General features: G+C 60.8%; 13 protein-coding genes. 2 read left to right on the forward strand and 11 right to left on the reverse strand.

Annotation, left to right across the window (positions count from 1 at the left end):
- Nucleotides 1-47 precede the first annotated feature (47 nt).
- Nucleotides 48-1511 carry a glucose-6-phosphate dehydrogenase gene (gene zwf / locus NCT03_RS29120; RefSeq protein ID WP_244831691.1) on the forward strand — a complete coding sequence of 488 codons (1464 nt, stop codon included), beginning with the start codon at nt 48-50 and terminating at the stop codon, nt 1509-1511.
- 3 nt (nt 1512-1514) lie between these two features.
- Here the strand turns inward: zwf and NCT03_RS29125 are convergent, their stop codons facing one another.
- From NCT03_RS29125 to NCT03_RS29165, 9 genes are all read right to left on the reverse strand, one after another.
- On the reverse strand, nt 1515-2513 hold the full coding sequence (locus tag NCT03_RS29125) for a GlxA family transcriptional regulator (RefSeq protein WP_244831692.1): 999 nt from the start codon (nt 2511-2513) through the stop codon (nt 1515-1517).
- Between the two features lie 93 nt (nt 2514-2606).
- Nucleotides 2607-3368, reverse strand: coding sequence for a CbtA family protein (locus tag NCT03_RS29130; RefSeq protein WP_250494876.1), 762 nt, complete (start codon nt 3366-3368; stop codon nt 2607-2609).
- Between the two features lie 13 nt (nt 3369-3381).
- Nucleotides 3382-3591 (reverse strand): CbtB domain-containing protein, encoded by a 210-nt coding sequence (locus NCT03_RS29135; protein ID WP_244831694.1) that lies wholly within the window; start codon nt 3589-3591, stop codon nt 3382-3384.
- A 49-nt stretch (nt 3592-3640) separates the two neighbouring features.
- Complete coding sequence (locus tag NCT03_RS29140; RefSeq protein WP_244831695.1) at nt 3641-3988, reverse strand: nitrile hydratase accessory protein; 348 nt, start codon at nt 3986-3988, stop codon at nt 3641-3643.
- Nucleotides 3989-3996: 8 nt separating this feature from the next.
- Nucleotides 3997-4620 carry a nitrile hydratase subunit alpha gene (gene nthA / locus NCT03_RS29145; RefSeq protein WP_244831696.1) on the reverse strand — a complete coding sequence of 208 codons (624 nt, stop codon included), beginning with the start codon at nt 4618-4620 and terminating at the stop codon, nt 3997-3999.
- A 17-nt stretch (nt 4621-4637) separates the two neighbouring features.
- Nucleotides 4638-5381 (reverse strand): nitrile hydratase subunit beta, encoded by a 744-nt coding sequence (gene nthB, locus NCT03_RS29150; protein WP_244831697.1) that lies wholly within the window; start codon nt 5379-5381, stop codon nt 4638-4640.
- A 28-nt stretch (nt 5382-5409) separates the two neighbouring features.
- The gene (locus NCT03_RS29155; protein ID WP_244831698.1) at nt 5410-5913 is read right to left on the reverse strand and encodes a DUF1097 domain-containing protein; all 504 of its coding nucleotides are present in this window, start codon (nt 5911-5913) and stop codon (nt 5410-5412) included.
- A gap of 34 nt (nt 5914-5947) precedes the next feature.
- The gene (locus NCT03_RS29160; protein ID WP_250494877.1) at nt 5948-6916 is read right to left on the reverse strand and encodes a CobW family GTP-binding protein; all 969 of its coding nucleotides are present in this window, start codon (nt 6914-6916) and stop codon (nt 5948-5950) included.
- A gap of 369 nt (nt 6917-7285) precedes the next feature.
- Entirely contained in the window at nt 7286-9019 is a 1734-nt protein-coding gene (locus NCT03_RS29165; RefSeq protein ID WP_250494878.1) for a methyl-accepting chemotaxis protein, read from the reverse strand.
- A gap of 244 nt (nt 9020-9263) precedes the next feature.
- Between NCT03_RS29165 and NCT03_RS29170 the strand changes: the two genes are divergently transcribed.
- Nucleotides 9264-9584 (forward strand): hypothetical protein, encoded by a 321-nt coding sequence (locus NCT03_RS29170; protein WP_250494879.1) that lies wholly within the window; start codon nt 9264-9266, stop codon nt 9582-9584.
- 14 nt (nt 9585-9598) lie between these two features.
- On the opposite strand, the gene NCT03_RS29175 is transcribed toward NCT03_RS29170, so the two are convergent.
- Together NCT03_RS29175 and NCT03_RS29180 are read right to left on the reverse strand one after the other, a co-directional pair.
- Nucleotides 9599-10663, reverse strand: coding sequence for a polysaccharide deacetylase family protein (locus NCT03_RS29175; RefSeq protein WP_250494880.1), 1065 nt, complete (start codon nt 10661-10663; stop codon nt 9599-9601).
- Between the two features lie 229 nt (nt 10664-10892).
- On the reverse strand, nt 10893-11765 hold the full coding sequence (locus tag NCT03_RS29180) for an inositol monophosphatase family protein (RefSeq protein WP_350030182.1): 873 nt from the start codon (nt 11763-11765) through the stop codon (nt 10893-10895).
- Nucleotides 11766-12187 lie beyond the last annotated feature (422 nt).

Genomic DNA, 12187 nt, shown 5'->3' on the forward strand with positions numbered 1-12187 from the left:
CGACGCTGTTGCTGAAGAGCCGTGACAACCCACCGAGGATTCGCACGATGGCCAAGATCTCCGCAGGCGTAGGTCCCAAATTTCCGCAAGTGGTCGTGCTGTTCGGCGCCACGGGCGATCTCGCACGACGCAAGCTGTTGCCTGGCCTCTTCCATCTGTCGAATGCGGGGTTCATCCCCGGCTGCAAGATCATTGCCGTCGCGCTCGACGACATTCACGTGGACGACTTCCGCGTCACGGCGAAAGGCGCGCTCGACGAGTTTTCGAGTCGTAAGGTGACGCCGCAAGAGTGGGACACGTTCGCCGCCAATCTCGATTACGTGCCCCTGACAGCCGGCGCCGCAACGCTGAAGGCGGCGGTCCTGAACGCCGAGAAAAGCTTCGGCGGCGAATGCCGGCGCCTGCATTATCTGAGCGTTCCGCCCAACGCCGCGCTTTCGGCGGTCGGCATGCTTCATGAAGCGGGACTCGTGGAACGCTCGCGCATCATCATGGAAAAGCCTTTCGGCACCGATCTGGCAAGTTCCGTGTCGCTCAACGCTCACTTGCACGAGGTCTTCGAAGAGGCGCAGATTTTTCGCATCGATCACTTTCTCGGCAAGGAACCGGCGCAGAACATCCTCGCATTCCGCTTCGCCAACGGCTTGTTCGAACCGATATGGAATCGCAATTTCATCGATCACGTGCAGATCGACGTGCCGGAAACGCTCGGCCTCGGCAAGCGCGCGGGCTTCTACGAGCAGACGGGCGCGTTTCGCGACATGGTCGTCACGCACCTGTTCCAGATTCTCGCGTTCATGGCAATGGAGCCGCCCACATCGCTGGAACCTTCGCCTATCAGCGAGGAGAAGAACAAGGTCTTTCGCAGCATGTTGCCGATTCAACCTAACGATGTCGTGCGCGGTCAGTACACGGGTTATCGGACAGAGGAAGGCGTGAGCGCCGAGTCGGAAACAGAGACCTTCATTGCGCTGAAATGCTCGATCGACAACTGGCGCTGGGCGGGTGTGCCCTTCTATCTGCGCACCGGCAAGCGGCTCGCGGAAGGCCAACGAATCATTTCCATTGCGTTTCGCGAGCCGCCGAAGAGCATGTTTCCGGCAGGTTCGGGCGTGGGTTCGCAGGGACCGGACCATTTGACCTTCGATCTCGCCGATGCCTCGAAGATGTCGCTCTCGTTCTACGGCAAGCGGCCCGGCCCCGGCATGCGTCTCGACAAACTGAGCCTGCAGTTCGCCATGCGCGACACGGGCTTGATCGGCGAAGTGCTGGAAGCCTACGAGCGCCTGATTCTCGACGCCATGCGCGGGGATCGCACGCTGTTCACGACTGCGGAAGGCATCGAGCGGCTGTGGGAAGTATCCACGGCGCTGCTCGAATCGCCGCCGCCCGTGCGGTTTTACGCGCCGGGTTCGTGGGGGCCGAATGCGATTCATCAGCTCGTCGCGCCGCGTGCCTGGCGGCTGCCGTTCGAGCGTGCGTGGCGCGATCCGAACGCGCTCGGAAGCTGATCCTCAGGCGCGTCCGTTGGCTGCCTGAACCGTGTCGGCTTTCGATCTGAACCGGTCGCGATAATCCACCGGATTGATACTGAGCCGCCGAAAGAAGGTTCTGCGAAAGCCGTCGGTATCCTCGAAGCCGCAGCGGCGCGCGATTTCCCGCATCGGCAATTCCGTGGCTTCGAGATAGTGCCGCGCCGCGTCGATGCGCGCATTGGCAAGGAAGGTCATCGGCGTCGTGCCGCAGTCCTTGGCGAAGATGCGCGAGAGATTGCGCGCGCTCATATGCGCGCGGTCCGCAAGCGATGCCACTGTATGCGCGACATGCAGGTTGTCGAGCATGAACTCCTGCAGCGCCATGGTCTGCGAGCCGGGCGCGGCCTGCGTTTCAAGGAGCGGGCTGAACTGCGACTGACCGCCCGCGCGCCGCAGATATACGACCAGATATTTGGCGACATCCAGCGCCATCTGACGGCCGAAGTCGTCTTCGATCATTGCGAGCGACAAGTCGATACCCGCCGTGACGCCCGCCGTCGTGAAGATGTTGCCGTCACGAACGAAGATGTGGTCCGGCTCGATCCGCGCGCGCGGAAACGTCGCGGCGAGCCGCGGCACGTCCATCCAGTGCGTAGTCACGACTTTGTTGTCGAGCAGTCCCGCCGAACCGAGCGCGAAGAGACCATTGCAGATCGCCGATACGCGGCGGCATTGCTTGTGCTGCGCGCGCAGCCATTCGCTGAGCGCGGGATCGTCGAAGGCGTCGAAGATACCGAGCCCGCCCGGAACGATGATGGTGTCGAACTCCGGGCAGCGGTCGAAGATGGTGCGGTCCGGTACGGTCGTGAGGCCGCTCGACGACTGCACGCTGCCGCGCGTGGTGCCGACCGTCATCATTTCGTACTCGCATTCGCCCTTGCTCAACACGCGGACTTCGGCAAAGGCGTCCTTCGGCCCGGCGATATCGAGCAACTGGAACCCGGGAAAGACGAGCATGCCGACCTTGATGCGTTTCATCGGAGTTTTGGTGTCCGTCTGAAAGCGGGCGGCGGCGGAACACCGTCGCCCTGAACGATTAGTCTAACCGCCCAAAAAACGCGGTCGCGCATGTCATCGATTGCGCACCGTCGAAGCGAAAGCCGGTGCCTTGCGAGGCTGGCGAGCGCCGGCGAGTTCGCTACGCTCGGCGAGCACACCGAACAGCGCGCCAATGGTCGTCCAGACGATCGCCTGCATGCCGATGGACGCCATCCTGAACTTCCACAGCAGCGTGGCGGGAAAGCCGGCCGGCACTTCGTCGATCCCGGGCAGCACGACGATCATCACGGCAAGCATGACGGCGAACGCGAGAATGCCGACGAGCGTTCCGTTCCACTGCCCGAACTTCCTCGCTGCGACACCGCGCACGTTGAGCGACATCAGCATGATCGCAAGCGAGATGGCGATGGTCAGAAAGAACAGCGCCGTGCGATAACCGATGGTTTCCGGGTCCCCGACCGATGGCGGATTCGCCGGATAGACGAGGCTCGGCACCACGACGAGCGATACGAACGCCGCAAGCGCCATCCACGCGGCAAGCGGCCGTGCGCCGAGCTTGCCCACCCTGCCCCACGCATATGCGAAGGCAAGCGCGAAGAGCCCGCCGAAAGCCGCACCATAGGCCACGACACCCGTCAGCAAGCCCATGCCCGCCTGCGTCTCGCGACTGACGAGTTCGGGCTCAAGCGCATCGCCGTGAGCGGCGTGCGCGTGCTCTTCAATTGCAATCGCGCGTTCGACTTGCGGTTCGCCCACCACTCTCGCGAAACCGAACGCAAGCAGTCCCGCGACCACGCCCGCGAGCATGCCGCGCATCAACAGTTTGCCGACCATGATCGTCTCCGCGTCAATGACAGGGAAAGCCGAGCAGATGGCGTCCATCGTGCACGAACTCGTGAACGTACATGCCGGACACGATCGAGGTCGCGCCCTCTTCCGCGCCGACGAAATACAGCGCGAGCAACATCAAGAGACCGCCGAACACGATCCAGGGTAGTAGCTCGCGCAACGGGATTGGCGTGACCGGTTCGGTAGGAAAAGCAATAGCGTCGTTCATTGAAGACCTCGTTTGAATCGATGATGATGATTGGATGGATGCGCAAGACTCAGGCGTCAACGTTGACGCGCCGCGCCGTCACGACCTTCAGGAGTTCATCGCGCGACAACACGCCGCTCGTTTCGACCACGTTCAAAAGCGCTTCGAGAAAGCGTTCGTAGTAGTCCCAGCGCGGCTGGTCGATGCAACCGATAGCTTCCCACTGTGCAATCGATGCAATCAAGCTCTGCCGGAAGTCCTCCCACTCGAAGCAGCCCGCTTTCGATAACGACAGCGCAAGCCCGAACACATCGCGCTCCCAGCGGTTGGTGAAGAACAGCTTGCCGTCGAGACGCGGCGGCGAATCGGGCGCGCCGAGCATCGACGTCGCCGCGTATTCCTCGAATCGAGTGAACATGACGGGCCTCAGGTCGTGGGCGCTTCGATGAGGGCGACGCCCATCATCGATTCCGGCGTCACGAGCGCGGCGAGTTCCGCTTCGCTCATGTGCTCCGTGTTGGCGGGACGCTCGGGCACGACGAACCAGCGGATTTGCGCGCTGCTGTCCCACACTTTCACTTCCTTGTCTGCAAGCACGTTCACGCCGAATTCCGCCAGCACGGCACGGGGCTCGCGCACGCCGCGTGCACGAAACACGGGGTCCTTGTACCAGTACGGCGGCAAGCCGAGAACCGGCCACGGATAGCACGAACACAACGTGCAGATGATGAGGTTATGCACGTTCTCGTCGTTGGCGACGGCGGCCATGTGCTCGCCTTCCGCACCCGTCATGCCGAGCGGCAGTGCAAGCTCCGCGATGGCCTTCGGTGTGTCGTCGACGAGGCGCTTCTTGTACTCCGGATCGGTCCATGCGCGCGCCACGATCTTCGCGCCATTGAACGGCCCGGCCATGGTTTCGAAGTGCTTGAGCACGGCATCGACGGAATCGCTCGCGATCACGCCCTTCTCGATCAACAATGCTTCTAGCGCGCGCACCTTTGCCGCGCTCGACGCTTCGCGGTCGTCGGGAAATTCAAAGAGTTGGCTCATGCTGCGGTGGCTCCGGATCAGTTGGCCGCTTGTACGTAGGCTTCGTACAAGTCGGCATAAAGGGTGGTGTTCGCTTCGCTCTTGTCGGCGCCCCAGATGTCGGCGGTATCGAACGCAATGCGATACACGGGCATGGGCGCGCCTATACCGTCCGGTCCCGTCGATACGAAATACGAGAACGCGCCCGGATACACGAGATCGACGACGCCGGTCTTGTTGCGCAGATAGCCGGGCAGACGCGTGTGATCGACCGCTTCGGGGTCGGCTATGCGTACCGCGTCGCCCTTCGCAAAACGCGCGGCGCTTTCGAGCGCGTGATAACCGGAGTCGCCGTTCGTCAGATACGCGTCGATCTGCGCGGTGAGCGCGGCGTCGGGTTTCCCAGGCAGCGCGGCATCGGGGTTCGCGCGGTAGTGCGCGGTCTTTTGCGCGAGTTCGTCGGCCGAGATGTAGCCTTGATCGACGAAGAACTGCGAGATGCCGCCGAGCCACTTCTCGTAGTACCGATACTTGAAATACTCGAACGGCTGCATGTCTTCCGCGCCCGTGCGCAGCGACGCCCACGTCCAGTCGTTCTTGAATGTCGTCGGCAGCGTGTCGACAGGATAGCGATGCAGCGCATTGGAGAGATGCGCGCTTTCCGCCATCATCACGGTATGAATACCGAAGATGCGCGTCTCCCACGGTTCCACGAACACGCGCCGTTCGGTGCTGACGGGGCCGAGATTTTCGATGCCGCCAAGATGATGCTGTAGTTTCACGATGTGCTCCGTGCGTAAAGAAACGAGTTCAGCTCAGCCGATGCTCGCGTTTGAACAACAGCGCTTCGCCGACCACTTCCGACACGAAGCCGAAGACCGCGCCCGTCACGAGCGCCGCTGCGGCCACGAGTGCAGGATTGCCGATGCCAGCGGTCGTGATCGCCTTGCCTGTTGCCACCGTCGTGCCGACCGTCGATGCAAAGCCCCACACGATGGCCGGCAAGACATCGAGTAATCTGATCTTTGCTGCCTGCACCATCGCCGCGCTGCCGATGCCGACGAACACCGCCGCCGCAAACGCGCCACCGCTCGTCGTCGCAATGCAGAGCAACGTGAGCGATGCGATGACCAGCCCCGTGAGATTCGACGCGACGCTCTTCACGAAGCCCGCGCGACCGCCGCCAAGCACGAAGAACGACGCCCATGCAATGAACGTCACCCAGACGGGTACGGGAAATACGGTCCCGGTGAGCCATGTATCCGCGACGGCCAGTACGCCAATGCTCAATGTGTATGCTTCGGGCTTTTTCATGCGCGTGCTCCTCGATAAGAAATGAATGAATGGGTCAATGCATGCAGGAAAGAAGTCCATCGCGCATGTGCCGTGAGTCGATGTTTCTGCCGATCATCACGAAGCGGTTCTCACGCGCTTCGTCGCGCTTCCATGCGCGGCCGAAGCTCGCATCGAGCAGCATGTAGACGCTATGAAAATGCAGACGCCTTGCTTCCTCGTGCACGTTGAGCACGCCTTTCATGCGCAGCAGTTGTTGCCCCTGCGTCTGCACAAGCTGGTTGATCCACTGATTGAAGCGGCTTGCGTCAATGGCGCCTGGAACGACGATCGCGCAAGAAGCGATGCTGTCGTCGTGTTCGTGATCGTGGCCTTCTTCATCGAGCAAACCGGGTTCGACGGCGAGCAGGTTATCGAGCGAGAAACTCCGCACGCCGAGCAATGCATCGACGTCGACGGCTGAATGGTTCGCGAAGTCGATCTGCGCGGTGGGATTGATTTGCCGGAGTTCTTCGACGAGCGCGGCCACTTTCGCGGGCACGGCCACATCCGTCTTGTTGATGATGATGCGGTCCGCAAACACGATTTGTTCGCGCGCGATGTCATCGTAAAGCTGGGCGGATGCGTGCATTGCATCAACAACGGCTACGACGGCTTCGAGTTCGAGACGTTCGCGCACGTCGGGGTCTGCGAGAAAGGTCTGTAGCACGGGCGCGGGATCGGCGAGCCCGGACGTTTCGATGATCAGCCGTTCCAGCCGGTCGCCGAAGCGTGTAAGCAGATCGCGCACGCTTGCGACGAGATCCGTGCGGACCGTGCAGCACACGCAACCGTTATTGATCTCGATGACGGCTTCTTCGTCGGTGACGATCAACTGACCGTCTATGCCGACTTCGCCGAACTCGTTGACCACGATGCCGATCTGCATCGGCCGCGTTGCATCGAGAATGTGATTGACGAGCGTGGTCTTGCCCGCGCCAAGAAAGCCGGTGACGACGGTAGTGGGAATTCTGCGGATTTGCATGGCGGAGTCATCCTTGGCGCGTGCTTCGCAGCGATGCGCGGTTTGTGAACGGATGACTTCTTTAGCGACTTCCACGCCGTGTTTGGCGAGGTGGCTGTGTGCTGTCGATTGTTGGCGGGGTTGGGAAGGGTTTGTGGCCGTTTCGGTTGCTAGCGGCTGAGACGGACACAAGTGGCCGTTTGGTGGCGTGCTCGAGTTAGCGCCGCGTTGCGCGATGGCGGCGCATGGTGGAGCGGGAATGGTGCGGGACGTGCTGCCTGGGTGTGCACTTGAAGAGGTGTGAGGAATGGTTGCGATTGCTTCGTGAGAGCGCCACGATTCCCACCATCCACGCCTGCTGACGTGGATGGTTCTCTCGCTCTTGAGCTCTCAGAACGTCTGCCAGTCCCCTTCCGCGCTCGCAGTCGCTGCATGCGTCGGCGCAGGTTTCGGCGCTGTCTTCGCTGAGGCGCGAGGCTTGGTCGGCGCTGGAGCGCGAGGTTTGAGAGCGACGCGAGACGCGCTCGTTGGCTTCGCCGCCGTGGATACCGGAACCGCGCGCGCAGCCGCTGCATCCACCTTGAATACAGCGACGAGATCACGCAACGAAGCCGACTGCGACGCCATGGACTGCGCGGCCGCCGATGCTTCCTCGACGAGCGCCGCGTTCTGCTGCGTCATTTCATCCATCTGCATGACTGCGGTGTTGACTTGTTCGATGCCATGATGCTGCTCGCCCGATGCCGAGCTGATCTCGCCCATCAGATCGGCCACGCGCTTCACGGCCTGCACGATCTCCGTCATCGTGCGGCCCGCGTTGTCCACGAGCGCCGAACCATTGTTCACGCGTTCCACGGACTCGGTGATCAGATCCTTGATCTCCTTTGCGGCCGTCGCGCTGCGCTGTGCAAGCGTGCGCACTTCGCCCGCCACCACCGCGAAACCGCGACCTTGTTCGCCTGCGCGCGCGGCTTCCACTGCCGCATTCAATGCGAGGATGTTGGTCTGGAACGCGATGCCTTCGATGACCGAGATGATCTGCGCGACTTGCTCCGAGCTGCCGGAAATGCCGTGCATCGTATCGACTACGCGGCTGACCAGTTCGCCGCCGCGCGCTGCTGTTTCCGACGCCTGCGCGGCCAGCGCGTTGCCCTGACTCGCATTGTCGGCGTTTTGCTTGACCGTCGTGGTGAGCTCTTCCATGCTCGCGGCCGTTTCTTCGAGGGAAGCGGCCTGCTCTTCCGTGCGCTGACTCAGATCGGTGTTGCCCGATGCGATTTCCGCCGACGCCGTCGCGATGCCTGCGCTACTCGTCAGCACGCGGCTCACGAGATCGACGAGGCGCTCGTTCATGTGGCGCAGCGCGCCGAGCAACTGACTCGTCTCATCGCTGCCTTGCACTTCGATCACTGCGGTGAGATCGCCACGCGCGACCGTTTCCGCTATTTCCACCGAACGGCGGATGGGCCGCGTGATCGACACCGTGATTGCAGACGCGATTCCCGCGCCCAGCACGATTGCCACCGCGATGAGAGCGGCCGTCCATGCCATCGTGCTTTGATAGGACGCATGCGCCTTTCCCATCTCGGCGGTCGAGCCCTCGTGATTCAGCTTGATGTCGACGTCGATCAACTCCTGCACGTCTGCAAATGCCTTCGCGGAAGGGCCGCCGGCCAAGTTGCGAGCCTCGGCCATGCCTGTGTCGCCGGATTCGGTGAGCGATTGAATCTTCGCATCGAGTTCAAGATACTGCGCCCATGCCGACTTGATGCCGCTTGCAACCCGCTGCTCTTCGGGCGACGAGACGAGTTGCGCATAGCCGTCGAATGCCCCGGCAAATTTGGAAATTAGCTGCGTATGCTGGTTAAGCACGGTCTTGCGATCGGACGCGTCGCTCGTGACGAGCGCACGTAAGGACGTGCGTCGCACATCGTCCGCGAAACCGCGCACCTTACCGAGCGCCTCGACGCTCGGCAGCCAGTTCTGGCCCATCTCGCGCGTACCGTCATAGATGCGCGATGCCTGAACGAGACCGATGCCACCGACCGCGCACAGCAGCAACAAAACGACTGCAAAACCAGCGCCCAGGCGCCGGCCGATTTTAATGTTGGAAAGGAATGCCATTGGAGATCGAAAGGGGACGTTGTAAAAAGATCACTGCATATCGTCACTGCCCCCGCTCGACTGGAGCTTTGTTTCAAATCTGACTAAACACATACTGATTGCTTTCGATGCCATGTTTTGCTTGCGATGGCATTGAAGTAATCCATGCATATGCTGACAATTTTTCGAAGCGGCCTGTCAATCGCTATCGGCAGGGCCTATAACTTACTTGAGGCAGCATGCACTGCCCGGTTCATTTCTTCTGTTGAAGTTCCTCGATGCAATCACCGAGGCTTTGGCCATCGTCCAAAGTGGAGGTCGTATGCGACTCGTTATCGTGTTGCCGACAGCGGCTGCGGCCGTCTTCTATAGCGCGCTTGCAAACGCCTATTCGCAAGAAGAGGTGAATATATTTGCGCCGCCTGGTAACGAGGTCGTGGAGAAACCGGGCGTTGGATCGATAAAGGCCGTGAGTGCGGAAATGAAAACGGGTGCGCCAACGGATGGAGCGATGCAAACCCCGCACGCCACGGCACCTGGACCTAACGGAACCAATCAGCCTGCTGCGCCTGAGATCGTGAAGTGACCAGGCTCAAACGCTCAAGCTGGCAGCCCCGTCACCGCCGCTCGGCCACGTGTTAGCACCGGCGTATCCGCGCGATGCGCGAGCACCCATTGCGCTATCTCGTCCTTTCGCGCGAACCATACGTCGGGTTTGGAGCGTGCATAAGTAAAGAAGCGGTCCAGCATGCGGATGCGGTTTGCGTGACCGTTGATGCGGTCGTGGAAACCAACGAGCATCATGCGACGACGGTTCGCGCCTTCCTCGTATAACTGTTCGAACTCGTCTTTCAAGGCCTGTTCATAGGCCATCGGGTTATAGCCTTCGAACGGGAACGACGAGATATCGTTCATATGAAACGTGTACGGCACCGTGACGAAATCGCGGCCACGCACGGGGACGATGAACGGTTCGTCGTGGCTCGGTTCATCGATGTGATAGACGAAGCCGAGGTCCTGCAAGGTTTCGAGAATGTGTACGGAATTGCGCAGCCAGTATGCGTTCCAGCCTACTGGACGATGACCCGTGATTCGCTCGATGGTATCGGCAGATTCGGCGATGAAGCGCTTTTCCGCATCGCGCGGCATGTTGTACGAGTTGGACCAAACCTGACCGTGCGCGGCTGCTTCATGACCACGCCGCACGATTTCTTGGGCGAGATCGGGCACTTGCTCGATCGCCTTGCCGATCATGAACGACGATACCTTGATGTCGTGCTTATCGAACAAATCCAGCGCACGGGGTATGCCTTCGTAGTAGCCATACGCGAAGAACGCGTTGGTCGGCAGATCGGGCACGCCCTTCGCGATCGGTTCGGGAATCGGGCCGCCTGCACCGGATATGGGCTGGCCACCGCCTTCGAACATCATCGACACGCTGACGGCGAGGCGCGCTCCGTTGGGCCAAAACCCTTTTCCCGTGGCGTTGGAAGGCGGGTTATTCGACGCGGCATTGACGCCTGCGAAGCTCTGCTCGGTTGCGCCGATTCCACCGGCCGCGACCAGGCCCGCGACGGTGAGACCCGCTTGCGCCAGGAACGTGCGACGGCTCGTTTGAGTCGCAGTGGTGTGACGTGCGTCGTGATCGGAGGTATTGTTGTTCATGGCTTGCTTCCATTGAGTGATGAAGGACTGAGCGATCGTGCTGTTGGGACTTGCCGATGCGCTTTGTTCAACGTCGATGCATGGAAGCAGTTTGGTCGCAATGATGCGCTTTGATAATTGGGCTGGGTTGGTAATCAGTTTCAAAGGATGGTGAAGAATCGTCTTGCTGAAGACGCTATGTCGCCGCCAGCTTCGGCAGGCGACTGTTGCGTTCCAAACCAGGCCGAAACTACGCAGCGCGCGTCAATCTAGGATGCGCAGCGAAAGTTTCGATGATGCTTTCCGATACGCCGCTCGATGCAGCGACGATGCTCGCCGACTTCAACCCATAAGGCTCGCCGATAGCGTTGGTCGCGCGACCGCCCGCCATTTCGACAAGCAAAGCGCCTGCAACACAGTTGAATGTATCTTCTCCGAATTCCCAGAAGCCATCGAGCCGCCCACACGCGACATAGGCGAGTTGCAGCGATGTGGGTCCGAGATTGCGGACAGCGCCCGCTTTGGCAAGCATCGCGCTTAACGACTCGCCTGCGGCTTCGACGACTGCTGGTTTATTCCCGATGAACGGCGGCTGACTGGTGGCGAGCATTGCGCCTGCGTGGTGTTTGCGGCCGTTCACGGCTATGCGGTCGCCGTTTAGAAACGCGCCTTCATCGCGCACGGCGTGGAAACATTCGTTGCGGATGGCATCGTAGGTCATCGCGAAGACCGTGACGCCTTCTTCCACGAGCGCGATGGTGATGCACCATGAGGCGATGGAACGCAAGAACTGGACGGCGCCATCGATCGCGTCGCAGATCCAGAAGGCTTTCTTGTCGCTTGTCTGGGCGTCAGCTTCCGCGAGTTCTCCTTCGAGCCACGCGATCTCAGGATAACGAGCGGCGAGCGCTTCGCGGATGGTGTTGGCGGCTTGATCGTCGAGGGACTTGAAAACGCGCATCATCTCGGCGTTTTCGTAGATGGGGTTTTGGGTGTTGAAAGTTTGAAGCAGTGATTGGCCGACGTCTCGCAGAAGGGCTTGTACTTGGGGTACGTCGATTTTCGGGGTCATTGGTGGGGGCTCCGGGGGGCGTTGTTTGTCGGTTGCCGGGAATGATGCCATTGATGGTTGGGAGGTGCACGGTGAAGGACCTGCGCCGCGACCTCACGGTTCTCAGCCGTGCTGTATTTTGCTCAACCTTTTAGCGCCTTCAGAGCGAGCGTAATGCCTTCAGAGCGAGCGCTAGTTTGCGTCGAATTGGTCGACTTTAAACCAGCTATGCACGCTCCATGACGTTCGATTAATGGCGTTCGCCCGGTTTAAAGAAGGTCGAGGTTTGGGGATTGCGGCTTGCGGCTTGCGGCTTGCGTTCGCATGCTGCGGTGACGGCGTCTTTTCGGCCATAGCCGAACCTGTCCGCATTTTTGTGTGCGAGGCGGTTAGCGGAGTCACCCGCGTGCGTTGGTAAAACGCTCTCCAAACAGGATGGCAAACTGGTTCATCGCGGACGACCAGTCGAACGCCGCGCGTACTGACTTTGCCAG

The sequence above is a fragment of the Caballeronia sp. GAWG1-1 genome, from assembly GCF_023631465.1.
GTDB lineage: Bacteria > Pseudomonadota > Gammaproteobacteria > Burkholderiales > Burkholderiaceae > Caballeronia.

Bases quoted from the DNA above. Each gene is read 5' to 3' on its own strand.
- zwf (WP_244831691.1), top strand. From the start codon at position 48: ATGGCCAAGATCTCCGCAGGCGTAGGTCCCAAATTTCCGCAAGTGGTC.
- NCT03_RS29125 (WP_244831692.1), bottom strand. From the start codon at position 2,513: ATGAAACGCATCAAGGTCGGCATGCTCGTCTTTCCCGGGTTCCAGTTG.
- NCT03_RS29130 (WP_250494876.1), bottom strand. From the start codon at position 3,368: ATGGTCGGCAAACTGTTGATGCGCGGCATGCTCGCGGGCGTGGTCGCG.
- NCT03_RS29135 (WP_244831694.1), bottom strand. From the start codon at position 3,591: ATGAACGACGCTATTGCTTTTCCTACCGAACCGGTCACGCCAATCCCG.
- NCT03_RS29140 (WP_244831695.1), bottom strand. From the start codon at position 3,988: ATGTTCACTCGATTCGAGGAATACGCGGCGACGTCGATGCTCGGCGCG.
- nthA (WP_244831696.1), bottom strand. From the start codon at position 4,620: ATGAGCCAACTCTTTGAATTTCCCGACGACCGCGAAGCGTCGAGCGCG.
- NCT03_RS29155 (WP_244831698.1), bottom strand. From the start codon at position 5,913: ATGAAAAAGCCCGAAGCATACACATTGAGCATTGGCGTACTGGCCGTC.
- NCT03_RS29160 (WP_250494877.1), bottom strand. From the start codon at position 6,916: ATGCAAATCCGCAGAATTCCCACTACCGTCGTCACCGGCTTTCTTGGC.
- NCT03_RS29165 (WP_250494878.1), bottom strand. From the start codon at position 9,019: ATGGCATTCCTTTCCAACATTAAAATCGGCCGGCGCCTGGGCGCTGGT.
- NCT03_RS29175 (WP_250494880.1), bottom strand. From the start codon at position 10,663: ATGAACAACAATACCTCCGATCACGACGCACGTCACACCACTGCGACT.
- NCT03_RS29180 (WP_350030182.1), bottom strand. From the start codon at position 11,765: ATGGCATCATTCCCGGCAACCGACAAACAACGCCCCCCGGAGCCCCCA.